Origin of the sequence: Pseudomonas sp. MH10 (assembly GCF_034353045.1) — a bacterium.
Taxonomy (GTDB): Bacteria; Pseudomonadota; Gammaproteobacteria; order Pseudomonadales; family Pseudomonadaceae; genus Aquipseudomonas.
In genome coordinates this window covers 735149-755376 of record NZ_CP133783.1, presented here as the reverse complement: position 1 = coordinate 755376, position 20228 = coordinate 735149, and the positions used below count along the sequence as shown (strand labels likewise).

Genomic DNA, 20228 nt, shown 5'->3' with positions numbered 1-20228 from the left:
TGGAAACGACCAGGATGATAATGAAGAGAATGGCCCAAGCATCGGTTTTGCTATCGGGTTTTGCGATTTTGACAGGGTTGCTCATTGCATCGCCTCTTTTCGGTTTTATGGGTGATTGCATGAAGCGTGACCAGCACTCTGCCTTCAGAACACCAGGGTCACCCCCACAGTAAAGTCGAGCATTGGCCATCGCTCAAGTAGGGTTATCCAAACAAATTACCGCCATTAGTTCTTTTAGTTCTTTGCATATACTCAAACTTCACTTTTGCGCATAACTGCAAACTGTTATCTTCCCCCGGCTCCGTTGGGAGTGCGCGGCCGTGCGCGCGGATTTGCTCCAAGCAGCTGAGAACAGGACCTATATGTACGTATATGACGAGTACGATCAGCGGATCATCGAGGACCGCGTCAAGCAGTTCCGTGATCAGACCCGCCGCTATTTGGCCGGAGAGCTGAGCGAAGAAGAGTTTCGCCCGCTACGCCTACAGAATGGCCTTTACGTTCAACGTTTTGCGCCGATGCTGCGGGTCGCTGTGCCTTATGGTCAGCTGACGTCGCGTCAGATGCGAATGATGGCCAAAATTGCCCGGGACTATGACAAAGGCTATGCCCACGTCAGCACCCGGCAGAACATTCAATTCAACTGGCCCGCGCTGGAAGACGTGCCGGACATCCTGGCTGAACTCGCTACCGTGCAAATGCACGCGATTCAGACCAGCGGTAACTGCCTGCGCAACGTCACCACCGACCAATTCGCTGGCGTTGCCGCTGACGAACTGGTGGATCCACGCCCTTGGTGCGAGATCATTCGGCAATGGACGACATTCCACCCCGAATTCGCGTACCTGCCGCGTAAATTCAAGATCGCCCTCAATGGCTCACGCAGTGATCGTGTCGCAATTGAAGTGCATGACATTGGCCTTGAGCCGCTGCTCAACGCTGAAGGCGAGCTGGGTTTCCGGGTGTTGGTCGGCGGTGGTCTCGGCCGTACGCCAGTGGTCGGTGCATTCATCAATGAATTCCTGCCGTGGCAAGACCTGTTGAGTTACCTGGACGCTATCTTGCGGGTCTACAACCGCTATGGCCGTCGTGATAACAAATACAAGGCGCGGATCAAAATTCTGGTTAAAGCGCTGACCCCCGAAGTCTTCGCTGAAAGAGTCGACGCTGAGATGGTCCACCTTCGGGGCGGCCAAACCACGCTGACAGAAGCTGAAGTACAACGCGTGGCCAAGCACTTTATCGATCCCGAATACAAAGCCCTGACTGATCAAACCGCCGAACTGGCGCAGCTTGATCTTGATCACCCAGGTTTTGCACGCTGGCGCTCACGCAACATTCAGGCGCATAAAAAGCCCGGCTACGCTGCGGTGACCTTGTCACTTAAGCCTACCGGCGTCGCGCCAGGCGATATCACCGACAAACAGCTCGACGGCATTGCCGACCTGGCTGACCGTTACAGCTTCGGTGAACTGCGCACGTCCCATGAGCAAAACATCATTCTGGCAGACGTTGAGCAAAGCCAACTGTTCGCCATGTGGGGTGAGTTGCGCGAGCAAGGTTTCGCGACGCCGAACATCGGCTTGCTGACCGACATCATTTGCTGCCCGGGTGGCGATTTCTGCTCCCTGGCCAATGCCAAATCGATCCCGATTGCCGAATCCATCCAGCGCCGTTTCGACGATCTGGATTACCTGTTCGACATCGGCGAGTTGGACCTGAACATTTCAGGCTGCATGAACGCCTGTGGTCACCACCATGTGGGCCATATCGGCATCCTGGGTGTCGACAAGAAAGGCGCAGAGTTCTACCAGGTATCTCTCGGTGGCAGCAGCAACCGTGACGCGAACCTGGGCAAGATCCTCGGCCCGTCGTTCGCTCAGGAAGTCATGCCTGATGTGATCGAGAAGTTAATCGATGTCTACATTGAGAAACGCACCGAAGATGAGCGCTTCATCGACACCTTCCAGCGTATTGGCATTGACCCTTTCAAGGAGCGCGTCTATGCAGCGAATCATTAAGAACAACGAAGTCATCGACGAGACCTGGCACCTGCTGCCCAAGGACGCGACGTTGGACGAGTTGTCCAATTGCGACGACCTGATCGTGCCCTTGGCTTTATGGCTCGATCACGGTCACGCCCTAAAAGCGCGCGACGGTGGTCTTGGCGTATGGCTGGACAGCGACGAAGAAGCCGAACACATAGGTGACGACGTCAATCAGTTCCAGGTCATTGCCCTGAACTTCCCGGCGTTTACCGACGGCCGTAGCTTCTCCAACGCCCGTCTGCTGCGTGACCGTTATGGTTACAAGGGTGAGTTGAGGGCCATTGGCGACGTGCTGCGCGACCAATTGTTCTACATGCGCCGCTGTGGTTTTGATGCCTTTGCCATCCGCCCGGATAAAGACCCGTACGAAGCCCTTGAGGGTTTGAAAGATTTCTCGGTGACTTACCAAGCGGCAACTGATGAGCCATTGCCGTTGTTTCGGCGCCGCTGATCGATCATAGCGGCACTCTGTGGGACCGAATTTATTCGGGAATGGATTTCAAATCCAACCGCGTCGGCGTCTGATACGACGCCTTCCCGAATAAATTCGGTCCCACAGAGCCGGCACAGGCAGTGGTTACCAGAAGCGTTGCTGGGTCAATCGGCTCCACCACGTTGTCAACACACGATCCACTGAAGCACTGGCCGCCAGCCCCACACGTTCTTGAAGGCTTTTACGTTCGGAATAATGCAGATGGAACACGTCAGCGATTTTGGCGCGCTCTGACAGGTACTCATCACTGGTCTTCAGTTCGTCCACCAACTGTTTATCCAACGCAGCCATGCCGAGCCAGACTTCTCCCGTTGCCACATCATCAATGGCCAACTGCGGGCGGTAGCGGGCAACAAAGTTCTTGAACAGCTCGTGAGTGATGTCCAACTCTTCTTGAAACTTCTCACGGCCCTTCTCGGTGTTTTCGCCAAACACCGTCAGCGTGCGCTTGTATTCACCGGCGGTCAGCACTTCGAAGTCGATATCGTGCTTCTTCAACAGACGATTGACGTTAGGCAACTGCGCGACAACACCAATCGATCCAAGGATGGCAAAGGGCGCGCTGATGATCTTGTCGCCAATGCACGCCATCATGTAACCGCCACTGGCCGCCACTTTATCGATGCAAATCGTCAGCGGAATCCCCGCCTGACGAATCCGCGCCAACTGCGACGACGCGAGGCCGTAGCTGTGGACCATGCCGCCGCCACTTTCCAGGCGCAGTACCACTTCATCCTTGGCGGTGGCGAGGGTCAGCAGCGCGGTGATTTCATGGCGCATGCTTTCAGTCGCGGACGCTTTGATGTCACCGTCGAAGTCCAGCACGTAAACCCGAGGTTTTGGTTCGGCCAACTTCTTCTGCTTCTTCAAGCCCTTGGCCTGCTCTTTGCGCAAGACCTTTAGCCGGTCCTTGTCCAGTAACGATTGCTCCAGCCGCTCGCGCAACGCTTTATAGAAGTCATTGAGTTTGCTGACCTGCAACTGACCTGTAGATTTACGACGGCCTTTGCTTCGCACTGAGGCGAATGCCGCCAACACGATCAAAATGGCGACCACCAACGTCACCGTCTTCGCTAAAAAGCTCGCGTATTCAGCTAGAAAATCCACAGTTTCTCCTCAAGAACATTTCGCCCCTTCACTCAGGGGCTTAACAAAAAGCTTCGAATGGCCCAAGCATACCGGCGCGCCCTGCAGACGACCAGTCTGTGAGCACGCAACCATGGGCCCGTGAATCTGATTCAAACAAGCGTATGTTTTTTTATTGACAGGCTATGAGCATCCTCCTAACCTCGCAAAACCTCTAACGCACCAGGATGACGCGGACGTGGGCAGCATCTATCTGATACGACATGGCCAGGCCTCCTTTGGTGCGGACGACTACGATGTTCTTTCGCCCACCGGTATCCGCCAAGCAGAAATTCTCGGCGCGCACCTCGCTCAACTGAACGTGCGCTTCGATCGCTGCCTGTCCGGTGACTTGCGCCGACAACAACACACGGCTCAAGCAGCCATGGCGCAATTGGACGCGGCTGGGCAAAGCACGCCCACGCTAGAGATCGACACTGCTTTTAACGAGTTCGATGCTGACGCAGTGATACGCGCCTTGTTACCGGCCATGCTGCCGGACGAACCGGAAGCCCTGCACGTATTGCGAAACGCTGCGCAAAACCGCGCAGAATTCCAACGTTTATTTGCCTTGATCATGGGTCGCTGGCACAGCGGCAACTACGACACGCCGGGACTGCAAAGCTGGCTCGGTTTCGCTGAGCAGGTTCGGTCGGGTCTGTACCGGGTCCTGGACAACGCGGGTAACAAAGACAGCATTGCGATTTTCACTTCAGGCGGCACTATTACCGCCCTGCTCCACTTGATCACCCAAATCCCTGTCCATCAGGCCTTTGAACTCAATTGGCAAATCGTCAACACCTCGCTCAACCAGCTTAAGTTTCGTGGTCGTGAGGTCGCTCTGGCGTCGTTCAACAGCCACACGCATTTGCAGTTGTTGAAGAACCCGGAGCTCATCACCTACCGCTAACCCAGCGCAATCAAAGCTTGAGTTCGCTGGGCCCAAACCCCAAGTTTCACCAGACCCACAAAAAAGGATAAACACAATGACCTCCGTAGCCGACGCCGTTCAAGCAATGAAAGCCAAGTTCAACCCAAGTGCCGCTGCGGGCCTGGACCTGGTTTTCGGCTTCCGTATCGATGAAGACAAAAATTTCTCGCTGGTTGTCAAAGACAGCACCTGCGAACTGAAAGAAGGCGTGAACCCCGATGCCCAAGTGACCCTGGTCATGGACGGCGATACTCTGGACGGCATCGTCACCGGCGAAACCGACGGCATGCAGGCATTCATGGGCGGCAAGTTGCGCGCTGAAGGCGACATGATGCTGGCGATGAAACTCAGCGAGTTGTTCCCTTCGTAAGGGTTCTTTTCGAAAAAACCGAAGCTTGCGGGCTTCGGTTTTTTTTCGCCTGACAGATGTCGCTGTTCAGTAATCAAAGCCAATGATTTGCCTGCAACACGCTGGCCTATAAGGCCGCTTTAGCCTTGTGAGCAAATGGACGGCGCATTAGATTAGTCAATAATCTCTGCCCCTAATAATAAGCAGAAGGGATAAGCATGGCGCTCACTGATCAGTCCACCAAGATTCGCGTTGGCGAAGAACTAGACGCCAGCCTCATCGACCCTTACCTCAAAGCCCATATCCCCGGCTTGAGTGGTTCGCCTGAGATCAGCCAGTTTCCCGGTGGCGCTTCTAACCTGACCTACCTGATTCGCTACCCGGAACATGAATTCGTGCTGCGCCGCCCGCCCTTTGGCAGTAAGGCAAAATCAGCCCACGACATGGGTCGCGAATACCGCATCCTGAATCAGCTCAGTGATGGTTTTCCGTATTGTCCCAAGGCTTATGTCCACTGCACCGACGAGACGCTGATCGGTTCGGAGTTCTATGTCATGGAGCGGGTCAATGGCATTATTCTTCGCTCCGAACTGCCGCAGGAATTGAATTTCAATACCCAGCAAACCACTGCGCTGTGCAAAAACTTCATCGACAAACTGGTCGAATTGCATCAGGTCGATTACGCCGCCTGCGGGCTGGCGGATCTTGGCAAGCCCGAGGGTTATGTCGAGCGGCAAATCAGCGGCTGGAGTGATCGCTATGATAAAGCGCGCACCCCCGATGCGCCGAGTTGGGAAAGCGTCAGACGCTGGCTCAAGGAGAAAATGCCGGCCAATAGTCCAGTTTCCAGCATCGTACACAACGACTATCGCTTCGATAATGTGATTCTCGATCCGAACCAGCCGATGCAGATCATCGGCGTACTGGATTGGGAACTGACCACAATCGGTGACCCGCTGATGGACTTGGGCAATACCCTCGCCTATTGGATCGAAGCTAATGACCCTGCGCCCGTGCAGTTAATGCGCCGTCAGCCGAGCCACGCGCCGGGGATGTTGACCCGACGGGAGTTTGTCGATTATTACGCCGAGCGATCAGGCATCCAGATCGATAATTTCGACTTCTACTACACCTATGGCCTGTTTCGTCTGGCGGGCATTGTGCAGCAGATTTACTACCGCTTTTTTCATGGCCAGACCCAAGACAAACGCTTCGCGCAGTTCATTCACATGAACACGCTGTTGGAGCACATGAGCCTGCAAGTCATCGATAAATCCAGCCTTTGATAGCGACACAATAAGGAAGAAAACATGTCCAAGACCCACTTGTTCGACCTCGATGGCAAGATCGCTTTCGTTTCCGGCGCCAGCCGTGGCATTGGTGAAGCCATCGCCAAACTATTGGCTCAGCAAGGCGCCCACGTCATCGTCTCCAGCCGCAAAATCGACGGTTGCCAGCACGTGGCCGACGCGATTATTGCAGACGGCGGCAAGGCCACCGCGATTGCCTGCCACATCGGCGAGATGGAACAGATTCAGAGCGTGTTTGCGCAGATTCGTGAACAGTTCGGGCGCTTGGACATTTTGGTGAACAACGCAGCGACCAACCCGCAATTCTGCAATGTACTGGACACCGACCTCAGTGCATTCCAGAAAACCGTCGACGTGAACATTCGCGGCTATTTCTTCATGTCGGTGGAAGCCGGCAAGTTGATGCGCGAAAACGGCGGTGGCAGCATCATCAACGTGGCCTCCATCAATGGTATTTCTCCCGGCGTGTTCCAAGGCATCTATTCGGTGACCAAGGCCGCAGTGATCAACATGACCAAGGTGTTCGCAAAAGAATGCGCGGCCTTCGGTATCCGTTGCAACGCACTGCTGCCGGGACTGACCGACACCAAGTTTGCATCGGCGCTGGTAAAAAACGACGCCATCCTCAACATGGCCTTGGCCCAGATCCCACTCAAGCGTGTCGCGGCTCCCAGTGAGATGGCGGGCGCAGTGCTTTACCTGGCCAGCGATGCGTCAAGCTACACCACCGGCGTTTCACTGAACGTGGACGGTGGTTTCCTTTCCTGAGGTGCTCGTCAGAGCGGAAAAAACAGCCTGCGGGCTGTTTTTTTATGGGTCGCTCAGAGAATATTTATTCCATATATTAAAATTAGAGAATATATTTTCCGAACAACAACTCCAAAGGACCTCGCCATGCGTCAGTTTTCTCATCCTCCGACACCGTTGCCGGTGTTGGGTATCGGCCTGATCGGCACCGGGTTTATGGGGCGCGCCCATGCAATGGCCTTCCGTAACGTCAACGCGGCATTCGCGCTACCGGTTAAGGTCCGCTTGGCAGCGCTGGCGGATGCTGACGCAGCACGTGCCGAACAGTGCGCCCATGACTGGGGCTTTGACCATGCGCACAACGACTGGCAACAGCTGATCAATGATCCTGCCGTACACCTTGTCGCGATTACCACCCCCAATCATTTGCATTACCCCATGGCCCTGGCAGCGCTTGAGGCCGGCAAAACGGTGTACTGCGAGAAACCTTTGGCGATCAACCTCACCCAAGCAGACGCTATGCGCCAGGCCGCCAAAAAAGCCGGGGTCGTCACGCGGGTCGGTTACAACTACCAGCACAACCCCATTATTGAACTGGCGCGGCAGATGATCGACAGCGGCGAGCTGGGAGACATCATCAGCTTCCAGGGGGAGTTCAGCGAAGACTTCATGGGCGACCCGGCAAGCCCTTGGTCATGGCGTTGTGAAGAAGCGCATGCCGGCGGTGCATTGGCCGACTTGGGCAGTCATTTGCTCGCGCTGGCCCGGCATTTGTTGGGTGATATCGACGCTGTGTGCGCTGACTCACAGACCGTTCATACCCACCGGCCGGCGGTTTCCGGTAGCGATGAAAAACGCCTGATCGCCGTCGATGACCAGACCCACGCTTTGTTGCGTTTCGCCAATGGCGCACGCGGTACGTTCAGTAGCAGTTGGCTCAAGCACGGCTACAAAAACCACTTGGCGTTTGAAATCAGCGGCACCCGTGGCACCTTGGCGTTCGATCAGGAGCGGCTCAACGAACTGCGCGTATGTCGTTCCGGCCAGGACGGTTTTCAACGAATACTTGCCGGCCCCTCACTGCCAGGCTACGCCGCGTTCTCTCCCGCGCCCGGGCATCAACTGGGCTACAACGAACTGAAAACCCTTGAAGTGCATGCGCTCATACAAGCGGTTTGCAATAAAGGCACTGACGGCCCGGACTTTGAAGAAGCCTGGCAAGTGGAGCGTTTGGCAGCGGCGATTCGATTGGCCGCGCGGGAACAGCGTTGGGTCAGGATTGATGAGCTGTAGCGTAGTTGCGATTCGGTCCCACAGAATTCCGGCATGACCAATCCGGTGGACCTCGTTTATCTATAGGAGCAACTGGTTGGCGAAAAGGCCGCGACATAGGGCTTGAGATATACCGCGTCGCCGGCTGGATCGCCAACCAGTCCTACAGAGAATGCGTGCGCGACTCGACTCTCCGTGGGAGCAGGCTTGCCTGCGAAGAGGCCCATCATCGCGCCGCTGATGTCGACTTGAAACCTGGGTTGCCTACACTGACGCGTTCGTTGGCAAGCCAACTCTCCACAGGGGACTTCGGCATATCTGGAATAGTAAGGACTGAAAATCTTATCGCAGCCTTCGGCCGCTACAGATCTTGTGTGATCGCCTCACCAACACGCTTCACTCTCAGGGTAAGATGGCTGCCTTCTGGCGCAGCCATTCTGCCCAACAGCCGTGTAAGTCGAAAATCCCCATGCCTTTCGCCCTCAGTGTTGACCTGACTACCCTCGCCGTCCTCACCGCCGTCGCTTTTGTTGCAGGCTTCATCGATGCCATTGCCGGGGGTGGCGGTCTGTTGACTACACCTGCGTTGATGACGGCCGGCTTGCCGCCACATTTGGTGCTGGGTACCAATAAGCTCAGCTCGACCTTTGGCTCGGCGATGGCCAGTTACACCTTCTTTCGCCGCAAGCTGTTTGATCCAAAACAATGGATTCATGCCCTGCTGGGCACGGCGGTCGGTGCGTTGATCGGTGCCGTGGTGGCGCATTATTTGCCCTCTGAATGGATCAACCAGATGCTGCCGGTGATCGTCTTTGGCTGCGGCCTGTACCTGTTGTTCGGCGGAGTTCCCAAGGCGCCACTGGACAGCAGCGCTCCCATCAAAAAGAAATGGCAAGTGCCTCAAGGCTTGGGTCTTGGCTTTTATGACGGTGTCGCTGGACCGGGGACCGGTGCGTTCTGGACCGTCAGTTCATTGCTGATTTACCCCTTGGACCTGGTGAAAGCCAGCGGCGTGGCGCGGAGCATGAACTTCGTCAGCAATGCTGCTGCCCTGTCAGTGTTCATGTTTTCCGGGCAGGTCGATTGGATGATCGGCCTGTGCATGGGTTCGTCACTGATGGTCGGTTCGTTCTTCGGTGCGCGGACAGCGATTCAGGGCGGAGCAAAATTTATCCGCCCGGTGTTCATCGTCGTGGTGCTCGGCCTGACTGTGCGCCTAGCCTGGCAACACTGGTTCAGCTGAGCCTGTGCGACGCGCCAGGTACAGGTCGATCAAGTAACGAGCGATGGAACGGTTGGCCGGCAGCGGTGGCAAATCGTTGAGGTGGAACCAGCGCGCATCCTCAATCTCATCGGCCTGCGGAACTATGTCACCGCTGGCGTATTCGGCATGGAAGCCCAGCATCATCGAGTGCGGGAACGGCCAGCATTGGCTGCCCATGTACTGAATGTTTTTGACCTTCAGTTGCACCTCTTCCATGACCTCGCGACGCACACAATCCTCGACCGACTCTCCCGGTTCGGCAAACCCTGCCAGCGTGCTATAGACCCCCGTCACAAAGCGCGGTGAGCGTGCCAGCAGTATCTCGTCACCCCGGGTGATCAGCACGATCATGCTCGGCGAGATGCGCGGGTAATGGCGCAAGTTGCAGTGTTCGCAATACATCGCGCGCTCACCCGGCACCTGCTGCATCGGCAAACCACAACTGCCGCAAAAACGGTGTTCCCGCGCCCAGGTGCTGATTTGAGCCGCATAACCGAGTTTTCTATAAACGTCGACGTCGCCTTCGAGCATGAATTGACGAAGCCCAAGCCACGTGCAGCCGTCAATTTCAGTGGGGTGTTTGAGCACCAGCAGGTACACCGGCTCACCGTCAAAATGACCGATTCCGTGCTCACTCAGCACCGACAGATCCTGCCGCTTGAGCCATTCACGAGGAAACATAGCGCCGTTGTCGTCGCGCAGAAAACCTTCCGGGCTATGGACCACGGCCCAACCACCACTGAGCTGGGTATCAAGGACGGCAGTTGTCCAACGTGTCATGAAAATCTCCAGGCTTTTTTTATCGTCGAAGGCTGTCTATCGAAGCCTAATTATCAAACGCGGCTTTCTGTTTGCTCATGTGCGCAGACAAGGCCACGCGCAGATCGGCTGATTGGAGCATGGCAGCGTTCCACGTCGCGACGTACTCAAGACCGTCATCAATCCGGTGGTCGCGCATGTAACTGATCATCTCTTTGGTTCCGGCAATGGCGATCGGTGATTTATCAGCAATCTCCTTAGCAATGGCCATCACGCCCTCCAGCAGACTTGGCGCGTCCACAAAAGTGCGATTGATCAAGCCGATGCGGCACGCTTCTTCTGCGCCCATAGTACGCCCGGTGTAGGCCAATTCGCGCAACATACCGTCGCCAATAATTCGCGGCAGTCGCTGCAAGGTGCCTACATCGGCGGCCATGCCCATGTCGATTTCCTTGATCGAGAACTGTGCGTCATCGGCGCCATAGCGCATATCGCAGGCCGAAATCAAATCGATTGCACCGCCGATGCAATAGCCCTGAATCGCTGCCAGGACTGGCTTACGGCAGTTATCGACGGCATTGAACGAAGCCTGCATCTGCAAGATTTTGCGCCGCAACATTCTCGCATTACGGCCCACGTCTTTGCCCAGTTCTGAGGCCACCGACGCCAGCATCATAAGGTCAATGCCAGACGAAAAATGCTTACCAGCGCCGGTGAGGACCACCACGCGTACCTCGTCCGTGTCATCGACCCATTGAAAGATCTCGATGATCTCGGCCCAGAAAGCGGCGTTCATGGCATTGATCTTTTCCGGCCGATTGATTTGCACATGAGCGATGTGATCGGTCAGTTCAACGTGAAACGCTTGGTAATCGGACACGGCAGTCCTCCTTGGAAGCAGAAATGAGGGGGGTTAAACAGTGGTCAGACTATAACAAGCCTTCCCAGGCGACCGTAAGGTTGCGATTACGCCATTTGCAAGACCATAGAAGACACTCGTTTGAGTGCATTTTTAATCAAAATCGTCCATAAGCCGGAACGGTGGCGTTTGACTGTGGTCCAGAGTTAAGCGAACTATTAAAACCGCCGGATGCCATGTGTCATCTAGTCCAGCTAGCCAAGGTGGCTGACTGAGTGGAATGACTCTTTGCGAAGCGAAAGAGGGCGATTTGATCAGGTTAAATGCTCTACCAAAGGATGAAAGCGTGTGATCACCCAACGCGTGTTATCCGAGCGCGCAATTATCCTGGCTCCCCACGACCAGGAGAGCGACGTCGCACTGACGCTACTCGAACAAGCAGGTTTTACCGCGCTGATTGCCCCGGACCTGGCGGGGCTGATTGCCGAACTGGCCGCCGGTGCCGGTCTGGCGATTATTGCGGACGAGGCGCTCTACGGCATCAACATCCATACGCTGTTAGCGCTTATGGATCGGCAGCCTTCCTGGTCCGACATGCCTATTGTGTTACTGACCCATCCTGGCGGCCCGGAGCATAATCCTTCGCTCCAACTTGGCGCCCATCTGGGCAACGTCACTTTCCTTGAACGCCCTTTCCACGCGGCGACGCTGGTGAGTCTGGTCAGTACGGCGTTACGCGGCCGTCGTCGGCAATACGAAGCCCGCGCGCGCATGGACGATATTCTGGAAAGTGAACAACGCCTGCAGAACGCGCTCAAGGCGGGGCGTTTGGGCTCTTGGCAATTGGACCTCGACGACCTGACTTTTGACTGCTCGGCCATCAGCAAATCTCACCATGGCCGCAGTGAGCGCGACACCTTCACTTTCGACGACTGGCTTGGCTCGGTGTTGGCAGAAGACCAGCCGGCCATGCAAATGGCCCTGCACAGTAGCCTGCAAACGGGTGACGATTACATCTCGGAATACCGCAACGTCTGGCCCGACGGCTCGGTGAATTGGGTGGATGTCCGAGCCAGAGCGATTCGCCGCGACGACGGCAACGTGTGCTCATTGGTCGGCGTGACGTCTGATATCAGCGAACGTAAACGCGTTGAAGAACAACTGCACCGCCTAAATGACACCCTTGAGCAGCAGGTAGAAGAACGCACCTTACAACTTCGGCACAACGAAGAAGCCCTGCGTCAGTCGCAAAAAATGGAAGCGGTCGGGCAACTCACAGGGGGTATTGCCCACGACTTCAATAACCTGCTGACCGGCATCATCGGTAGCTTGGAACTGCTGCGTAGACGGCTATCCCGAGGTCGAACCGAAGACCTCGACAGCTTGATCGATCTGGGCGTGACGTCGGCTAACCGTGCTGCGGCGCTGACTCATCGCCTTTTGGCTTTTTCCCGTCGGCAGTCGCTTGATTCAAAACCGGTGCAGATGAACCAGTTGGTTAATTCCATGGGCGAGTTGATTGACCGCAGCCTCAACGGAAGCATTCGCCTGGAGGTGCAGTTGGACGAGCATCTCTGGACTGCCGAGGTTGACCCAAACCAATTGGAAAGCGCCCTGCTCAACCTTGTTTTGAACGCTCGCGATGCGATGCCCGAAGGTGGAAAACTGACCATCAGCACCTTTAATCAGCGGTTAGAAAAAACCTTCACCCATACCCATGAGAATTTACAGCCGGGGGAATACGTGGTGCTGAGCGTCAGCGACACTGGGTGCGGCATGCCACAGCACATTATCAGCCGGGCGTTTGATCCCTTTTTCACTACAAAACCCATTGGCCAAGGAACGGGCTTGGGCCTTTCAATGATTTACGGGTTCAGCAAACAGTCTCGCGGTCACGTCGGCATCCAGAGTGAAGTGGGTGTCGGCACCACGGTGCGCCTGTACCTGCCGCGTTGTCGCGCAGAACATGACCACGATGAAATCATCTACCAAAGCAATGCGCCGTACGCTAAATCGGGTGAAACCGTCCTGATCGTTGAAGACGATCCCGCCGTGCGCGTCCTGGTCGGCGAAGTACTCAGCGATTTAGGCTACGCCTACGTTTACGCAGGGAACGCCGATGCCGCGATGCCCATCCTTGAGTCTGGTCAGCGCATTGATTTAATGATCAGCGACGTGGGTCTGCCAGGCATGAATGGAAGGCAACTGGCCGACCTGGGCAGGCAGCTGCGCCCGTCGTTAAAGGTTTTGTTCATCACCGGTTACGCCGAACACGCCGCCGTGCGTGCCGGATTCCTTGATTCAGGCATGCAGATGATTACCAAACCGTTTGCCTTCGATCACCTGACCGCAAAGGTCCGAGAGATGATAGAAGCCTGACTCTTCGTGGGCAGTTGAGCCTAGAACAACAAACATTTGATCTGGTTATGCAGGCTGTCCATGGTAAAGGGCTTGGCCAGAATCGGTGCTTGCAAGGCGATGGGGCTCCCCGATTCAGTAATTTCGGCAGGGTAACCGCTGATGAAGATAACTTTCAGTTCGGGCCGCAATTTGACTGCGGGCTCGGCAATCATCACCCCAGAGATACCGCCTGGCAGGCGATAATCGGTAATCATCAAGTCCAAGTGAGGTTTAGTTGCCAGGATCTCGAACGCTTGCTCACCATTTTCAGCCTGCAATACCTTATAGCCTTCGCCTGACAGGTAGTCGGAGAGCAACATCAGGATCAGCGGCTCATCTTCGACAATAAGTACGACATTTTCTGCATCAGAACTCATGGGGACGCCTTACACCTTTGATTAGCTGCCATTACGACCATAGAGTACGACGGAGGTTGCGTTGTCTGTCAGATAAATCCAACCGTCAATCACAGCGGTAGACTGACCCGGAACAGCGCGCCCGCCCCCTCCTCGCTTTCAACGGCGATATTGCCAGCGTGCGCGGTCACGATCTGTTCGGAAATAAACAGCCCCAACCCCAACCCGGCTACGGCATGTTTGGCCGACACTCGCTCGAATTGCTGGAAAATCCGCTTCTGGTTTTCTTCACTGACCCCGATGCCTTGATCAAGCACGTCTACCCTTGCCTGACCATCCTGACTATAAACTCTGACGTCGATCGGCTTTTTAGCGCCATAGCGCAATGCGTTAGTCAGCAGATTAGCAACGACTTGTTCGATACGGAATTCGTCCCATGTGCCAACAACGGGTACATCCGCCGTCAGCGACACAATGGATTCAGCAGCGGTAATTTGGGCGGAAAAGCTTTCAAGCAGATGGCTGACCAACTGCACCAAATCAAAACGACTGGGCCGAATAGACAGTTTTCCCGTGCGAATCCGTGACACATCGAGCATGTCTTCGACGAGCCTGATCAGGCTTTGAATCTGGCGCTCATCTCTGTCGACCATCGCCCGTAGCTTTTCCAGCGTGAACGCTGCGGTATTGTCTTTGGCCAAGTGCAGCTTGCGCAGCTGTGTTTCCAGAATCAACCCGTTCAGCGGCGTACGCACCTCATGCGACACAATCGACATGAAGTCATCACGCATTTGTACAGCGTGCTGCAACTCGTTCTGCGTGGCCTGAAGCTCCTTGAGCAAGGCCTCCTGCTCTTGGCGGCTTTGTTCCAAGGCTTCAACCTGTTGCTTCATGGCCTTGCGCTGCCAGAAGAGATCAACGAAGACATTCACTTTACTTTTGACCGCGTGAATATCCAGCGGCTTATGCAGGAAGTCCACGGCACCGCTTTCATAGCCTTTGAACGCATAGTTCAGATCACGGCCGGCGGCGCTGACAAATACGATCGGAATGTTCTTGGTTTTCTCGGTACCGCGCATGAGTTCCGCCAGCTCGAAACCGTTCATTCCCGGCATCTGCACGTCGAGGATGGCCAACGCGAATTCATGTTGCAGCAGCAGCGATAAAGCCTCGTCTGCGGACAAGGCTTTATAGACGGCGCGGTCTTCGCGCTTGATCAGTGCTTCAAGGGCCAACAGATTTTCTGGCAGATCATCGACGATCAGCAGTTTGGCTCGGACTTCACTTAGCATGCGATTCTTTCCAGCTCGACCAGCAGTTGACCAATATCACTCAAAGCGAGAATGCGATCCGGTACGCTCAACGCCAAGGCGGACTCGGGCATTATCGACGCTTGGGCAGTTTTCGGGTCTTGGACCACTGTAAACCCACCTTCTTGCTTGATGTGCGCCAAGCCACGAGCCCCGTCCGCATTGGCGCCGGTCAGTAAAACCCCTGCCAGACGCCTTCCAAAGGCATCTGCGGCTGACTCAAAAAGTATATCGATACTGGGGCGAGAATGGTGGACGCGGTCTTCAAGGCTTAAGGACAAGCTGAGATCACTTTCCACCGATACGTGATAGCCGGGGGCGGCGAAGTACAAGGTGCCTGGGTTAATAAGTTCCTTGTCGGCAACCTCTTTGACCCTCATCCCCAGATGTTGCTGAAAAACTGAAGCCAAACGGCTGCGACGCTCTTCCGGCAAATGCAACACCACGATAATCGGCAAACGAAAACCGGGTGCCAACGGAGAAAAAATCCGCAAGAGGGCTTCGACTCCACCTGCCGATGCGCCAATGACAATTGCATCGACAAGGGGCAACACGTTGCTGGAAACCGATTGAACGTCGTCATGGGTATTCATGATTTGCGGTAGATCCGTTCCTGCTTGACCAAGGCCACGAAATTTTTGCTATACGCCGAAAAGTCGAGTGTCTCTTTGCTGCCAAGCACTAGAAAACCGCGATGACACAGCGAGTCATGAAACAGCCCAAAGGCGCGATCCTGCAATTTTTTATTGAAGTAAATCAAAACGTTCCGACAGGAAATTAACTGAGTCTCTGAGAACACGCTGTCAGTGGCCAAGCTGTGATCGGCGAACGTCACGTTTTCACGCAGGGTTTTGTCGAAAATCGCGTAATCATACGCCGCCGTGTAGTAATCGGAGAACCTTCGCTCGCCGCCGGCCTTCTGATAGTTCTCGCCGTACGCCCGAATATTTTCCAGCGCGAAAATACCTTGCTTGGCCTTTTCCAGCGAACGGGGATTGATGTCAGTCGCGTAAATGATGGTTCGCTCAAGTAGACCTTCCTCACGCAGCAAGATGGCCATGGAGTAGACCTCTTCCCCCGTGCTGCAACCCGCAATCCAGATTTTTATCGATGGATACGTTTTCAGCAGCGGCACGACTTCCTGGCGAATGGCTAAAAAATGCCCAGGGTCGCGAAACATCTCACTGACCGGAATCGTCAGGTACTGGAGCAGTTGCAAGAACGCGGTCGGATCGTGCAGCACCCGCTCTTGCAATGCCGAAATGGTTTTGCAGTCGAATTGAATCAACGCGTGGTTAACCCGGCGCTTGATCGAAGCGCCGGAGTAATCGCGAAAGTCATAGCTGTATTTGAGATAAATCGCCTCGATCAACAGCCGCAATTCAATTTCAGCGTTTCGTTCATGAGGCATCGAGAAAATCCGGATACACGAGTCTGAGAATCATCTTAGTGGCCTCAAAGTCTCAGACGTTCCATTCAGATCCGCTCCATTTTTGGCAGCCACACCCGAATCAACGAAAACAGTCGATCAAGGTCGATGGGCTTGGCCAAATAATCATTGGAACCGGCCTGTAAGCAGCGCTCCTGATCATCTTTCATCGCCTTGGCGGTGACCGCAATAATTGGCAGTTTGCGCCAGCGTGGGTCTTTGCGAATTTCGATGGTCGCTTCGTAGCCATCCATTTCCGGCATCATCACGTCCATCAGCACCAAGTCGATGTCGTCCACTTCGTCCAGTTTTTTGATGGCTTCGAGACCATTACGGGCGATTTCAACCACTGCGCCCTTATGTTCCAGCGCGCTGGTCAGCGCGAAGATGTTACGCACGTCGTCGTCCACGACGAGGATTTTCCGACCCTCGAACACCTTGTCGCGGCTGCGAGCCGCTTTGAGCATTTTCTGCCGCTCGTTGGAAAGCTTGGATTCCACTTTGTGCAGGAACAAGGTCACTTCATCCAGCAGCCGTTCCGGTGAGCGAGCGCCCTTGATAATGATCGAACGTGAATACTTGAGCAGTTCGGCTTCTTCGTCTCGGGTCAAGTTTCGCCCGGTATAGACGATGACCGGTGGAAAGGCGCAGATGTCATCGGTCGACATGCGCTTGAGCAAATCATTGCCCAACATGTCCGGCAGCTTAAGGTCGATGATCATGCAGTCGTAGACGTTGTCGTGCAGCAGCGACAACGCATCCTGAGCAAAGCCGACTGCCGTTATTTCGATGTCATCGTCGCCAATCAGACGGGCAATGCTGTTGCGCTGCAACGCATCGTCTTCGACCAGCAGGATGCGTTTGACCTTCTGGGTCAACTTGGCTTCGAGCTTGGCAAAAACGTCTTTGAGTTCTTCACGTGTGGTGGGTTTGACCGCGTAACCGACCGCGCCCATGTGCATGGCCGCCTCTTGCCGGTCTTCGACTGATATCACGTGCACGGGTATGTGTCGGGTAGAAGCCAGCTCCTTCAATCGCTGCAATACCGTGAGGCCCGAATGATCGGGCAGGCGCATGTCCAGCAGGATGGCGTCAGGGATAAATTGCACCGCCAGGTTAAAACCTTCATCGGCGGCATGCGCCACCAGGCATTGGTAACCCAGTTCGTGGGCCAGGTCGAAAAGTATCTGGGCGAAACGGACCTCGTCCTCAACGACCAAAATGCATCTGGATTTAAAGGGGGTGTTATTTCGATCATCAGCAAACAGCGCAACCGGCTCTGGAGAAAGGGTGGCTGGCGCTACAACCACCGGCGCCGCGACGGGCAGTTGGATCGGCGCGGGTTGCTCACCGTATTCGAGCTGAACGGGCTCAACATACTGCTCCGGAACTACCAGCGTAAAAATACTGCCCTGCTCAGGAGCGCTGGTTACGGCAATTGAACCACCGAGTAGCTTGGCCAAGTCGCGGGAAATCGATAACCCCAGGCCTGTGCCGCCATACCGTCGATTGGTGGTGCCGTCGGCCTGACGGAACGCCTCGAAAATGCTCTCTTGATGCTCCTCGGCAATACCGATTCCCGAGTCGCGCACGGTAAAGGTGATGCCCTCACCCGGCTGGCGCGAGACGATCAAGCTGACGCTACCGCGTTCGGTGAATTTGATGGCGTTTGATAACAGGTTTTTCAGCACTTGCTCTAGGCGCTGGCGGTCGGTGAACAACATCGTTGGCGCACCCGCCTGGAGTTCAACCTGAAAATCGAGTTTTTTCTCGTTAGCCAAGGGTTGAAACATCCCTCGCAAGCCTTCAACCAACCGTGCCACGCTGGTATTTTCGGGACGCATGTCCAGTTTGCCGGCCTCGACTTTTGAAATATCGAGAATATCGTTAATCAAATTGAGCAAATCGTTGCCTGCCGAATAGATCGATTCGGCGAACTTGACCTGTTCCTCGGTGAGGTTTTCTGTCGGGTTTTCCGCCAGCAATTTTGCCAAAATCAATGAACTGTTCAGCGGTGTGCGCAGTTCATGGGACATGTTGGCGAGGAATTCCGACTTGTACTTACTGGAACGTTGCAGCTCCTCGGCCCTCGCCTCCAGTTCGACCTGGGCGATGTTCAGCTCTTCATTATTGCGATCCAGTGCATCGCGCTGGTCTGCCATCTCCTGGCCCTGCTCGGCCAGCTGCTTGTTAGTTTGTTCCAGCTCAGCCTGCTGGGTTTCCAGATGGACTTGGGATTCCTTGAGAATCCGTGACTGCTCTTCAAGCTCCTCGTTAGCGGTTTTCAGCTCTTCCTGCTGCACTTGCAGTTCTTCGTTCAGTTGCTGGGTTTCAGCGAGCACTTCCTGCAACCGCTGACGGTATCGCGCGGCCTCGATGGAGGTGCCAATATTGTCTGAAATCACCTGCAGGAACTCGACATCGCGCTCGGTGAGCGCTCGCAAGAAGCCCAGTTCTATGACCCCATTGACCTGATCATCGTTACTGGTCGGTACGACTATCACACTGCGCGGCGAACCTTCGCCTAACCCGGAGCTGACCTTGAAGTAGTCATGCGGTACATCGTCCAGTGTGATGATTTTGTCCTGCTGCGCCGCTTGGCCAATGACACCTTCGTCACTGTAAATCGACTGGTCGTGCTGTTCCTGCTCACGGGAAAACCCATAGGACGCGACGCGCCGATAACCGCCGTGCTCCTGGCGGACGTACATCGCTGCGACCGAGGCGCCCAAATACTGCGCAAAAAATTGCAAAACGTTACGACCGAGCAAGTTCAATGTCAGTTGCCCGAGCACCTGTTCGGCTAACTCACTCTGCCCGTTGCGCAGCCATGCGACGTGCTGCAAACGCAGTGCGTTTTCTTGCTGCAGTTTTAAATTGTCACTGTAAGTGCCAGACAGCATGAGCATGTCGCGACGGCCAATGAAGGCAACCAGCCCGCTGATCGACAGAACAAAGATCAAGTAAAGGCTGACAGTCCAAATCGTGGTTCGCGTTACGCCTTCGTTGCGAGACGTGCGCAGTTGTTGCTCCATCTGCACTGCAACTTCATATTCGGTTCGAATCTCGTCGGATAATCGCTTGCCACGTCCCGCTCGAATTGCGCTCTGATAGTCGCCGTTTTGACGACGCAGAGTGATCATTTCCTGGGCAAAGTCGTTCCAGTCGTTCTGCAAAGCAGACAGGCGCTTAAACCGATCGACTTGGGGAGGGTTGTCCGCGACGAGTTCTTCAATCCCTTTAAGCTCGCTCCTTATCGCCGGCTTGGCTACTTCGTAGGGATCAAGGAAATGCTCGTCACCGGTCAGCAGAAAACCGCGCATCCCGGTCTCCATGTCGACTGACAGCTTGAGCGAGCGATTGGCATTATTAATGACCCTATCGGTATGCTCGACCCATTGAATCGCTGACAATAAATACGTGATCAGGATGATGAAAAACACCGCACTCAGCACCCCGACGCCTAAGGGCAGGCTGATATTGCGGGTTAACATTTTGCGGAAGCGTTGCTCGTCAATCGAAGACGGATGGTTCATCAGGAGGCCCGGGCGAATTCATCGAAACCGCAGAGTCTGC

Annotated in this window: 17 protein-coding genes; 9 read left to right on the top strand and 8 right to left on the bottom strand. The window is 55.1% G+C overall.

Translation table 11 applies throughout. The features are described from left to right. The first annotated feature begins 362 nt into the window (after positions 1-362). Positions 363-2021 carry a nitrite/sulfite reductase gene (locus RHM59_RS03530; RefSeq protein ID WP_322164582.1) on the top strand — a complete coding sequence of 553 codons (1659 nt, stop codon included), beginning with the start codon at positions 363-365 and terminating at the stop codon, positions 2019-2021. Then, on the top strand, positions 2005-2499 hold the full coding sequence (locus RHM59_RS03525) for a DUF934 domain-containing protein (protein ID WP_322164583.1): 495 nt from the start codon (positions 2005-2007) through the stop codon (positions 2497-2499). The genes RHM59_RS03530 and RHM59_RS03525 overlap by 17 nt, the downstream gene beginning before the upstream one ends. Before the next feature lie 126 nt (positions 2500-2625). Here RHM59_RS03525 and sohB read toward each other — a convergent pair whose 3' ends face one another. Then, positions 2626-3648 (bottom strand): protease SohB, encoded by a 1023-nt coding sequence (gene sohB / locus RHM59_RS03520; protein WP_322164584.1) that lies wholly within the window; start codon positions 3646-3648, stop codon positions 2626-2628. Between the two features lie 217 nt (positions 3649-3865). On the opposite strand from sohB, the gene RHM59_RS03515 reads away from it, so the two are divergent. The 6 genes from RHM59_RS03515 to RHM59_RS03490 all read left to right on the top strand — a co-directional run bounded on the left by RHM59_RS03515 (position 3866) and on the right by RHM59_RS03490 (position 9518). Next, the gene (locus RHM59_RS03515; RefSeq protein ID WP_322164585.1) at positions 3866-4576 is read left to right on the top strand and encodes a histidine phosphatase family protein; all 711 of its coding nucleotides are present in this window, start codon (positions 3866-3868) and stop codon (positions 4574-4576) included. Between the two features lie 76 nt (positions 4577-4652). After that, a complete protein-coding gene (locus RHM59_RS03510; RefSeq protein ID WP_322164587.1) occupies positions 4653-4967 on the top strand; it encodes an SCP2 sterol-binding domain-containing protein in 315 nt (104 codons plus the stop codon). A gap of 197 nt (positions 4968-5164) precedes the next feature. Then, entirely contained in the window at positions 5165-6232 is a 1068-nt protein-coding gene (locus RHM59_RS03505) for a phosphotransferase family protein (protein WP_322285959.1), read from the top strand. Between the two features lie 24 nt (positions 6233-6256). After that, entirely contained in the window at positions 6257-7024 is a 768-nt protein-coding gene (locus RHM59_RS03500; RefSeq protein ID WP_322164589.1) for an SDR family oxidoreductase, read from the top strand. Positions 7025-7150: 126 nt separating this feature from the next. Next, positions 7151-8296 (top strand): Gfo/Idh/MocA family oxidoreductase, encoded by a 1146-nt coding sequence (locus RHM59_RS03495; protein WP_322285958.1) that lies wholly within the window; start codon positions 7151-7153, stop codon positions 8294-8296. A gap of 448 nt (positions 8297-8744) precedes the next feature. Continuing rightward, positions 8745-9518 (top strand): TSUP family transporter, encoded by a 774-nt coding sequence (locus RHM59_RS03490; RefSeq protein ID WP_322164590.1) that lies wholly within the window; start codon positions 8745-8747, stop codon positions 9516-9518. On the opposite strand, the gene nudC is transcribed toward RHM59_RS03490, so the two are convergent. Together nudC and RHM59_RS03480 are read right to left on the bottom strand one after the other, a co-directional pair. Next, on the bottom strand, positions 9492-10319 hold the full coding sequence (gene nudC / locus RHM59_RS03485; protein ID WP_322164591.1) for an NAD(+) diphosphatase: 828 nt from the start codon (positions 10317-10319) through the stop codon (positions 9492-9494). The two genes, RHM59_RS03490 and nudC, sit on opposite strands and share 27 nt — an antisense overlap. 46 nt (positions 10320-10365) lie before the next feature. Beyond that, on the bottom strand, positions 10366-11178 hold the full coding sequence (locus tag RHM59_RS03480; RefSeq protein ID WP_322285957.1) for a crotonase/enoyl-CoA hydratase family protein: 813 nt from the start codon (positions 11176-11178) through the stop codon (positions 10366-10368). Positions 11179-11505: 327 nt separating this feature from the next. Between RHM59_RS03480 and RHM59_RS03475 the strand changes: the two genes are divergently transcribed. Continuing rightward, positions 11506-13536: a response regulator gene (locus RHM59_RS03475; protein WP_322164593.1), complete on the top strand. Its 2031-nt coding sequence runs from the start codon at positions 11506-11508 to the stop codon at positions 13534-13536. Positions 13537-13556: 20 nt separating this feature from the next. On the opposite strand, the gene RHM59_RS03470 is transcribed toward RHM59_RS03475, so the two are convergent. The 5 genes from RHM59_RS03470 to RHM59_RS03450 all read right to left on the bottom strand — a co-directional run bounded on the left by RHM59_RS03470 (position 13557) and on the right by RHM59_RS03450 (position 20188). Then, complete coding sequence (locus RHM59_RS03470; protein ID WP_322164594.1) at positions 13557-13934, bottom strand: response regulator; 378 nt, start codon at positions 13932-13934, stop codon at positions 13557-13559. Between the two features lie 89 nt (positions 13935-14023). Next, positions 14024-15205 carry a hybrid sensor histidine kinase/response regulator gene (locus RHM59_RS03465; protein WP_322164595.1) on the bottom strand — a complete coding sequence of 394 codons (1182 nt, stop codon included), beginning with the start codon at positions 15203-15205 and terminating at the stop codon, positions 14024-14026. Then, complete coding sequence (locus RHM59_RS03460; protein ID WP_416194805.1) at positions 15199-15819, bottom strand: chemotaxis protein CheB; 621 nt, start codon at positions 15817-15819, stop codon at positions 15199-15201. Before RHM59_RS03460 ends, RHM59_RS03465 begins: the two co-directional genes overlap by 7 nt. Next, on the bottom strand, positions 15813-16634 hold the full coding sequence (locus RHM59_RS03455; protein WP_322164597.1) for a protein-glutamate O-methyltransferase CheR: 822 nt from the start codon (positions 16632-16634) through the stop codon (positions 15813-15815). Before RHM59_RS03455 ends, RHM59_RS03460 begins: the two co-directional genes overlap by 7 nt. Positions 16635-16699: 65 nt before the next feature. Then, positions 16700-20188: a response regulator gene (locus RHM59_RS03450; RefSeq protein ID WP_322164598.1), complete on the bottom strand. Its 3489-nt coding sequence runs from the start codon at positions 20186-20188 to the stop codon at positions 16700-16702. Between the last annotated feature and the right edge of the window lie 40 nt (positions 20189-20228).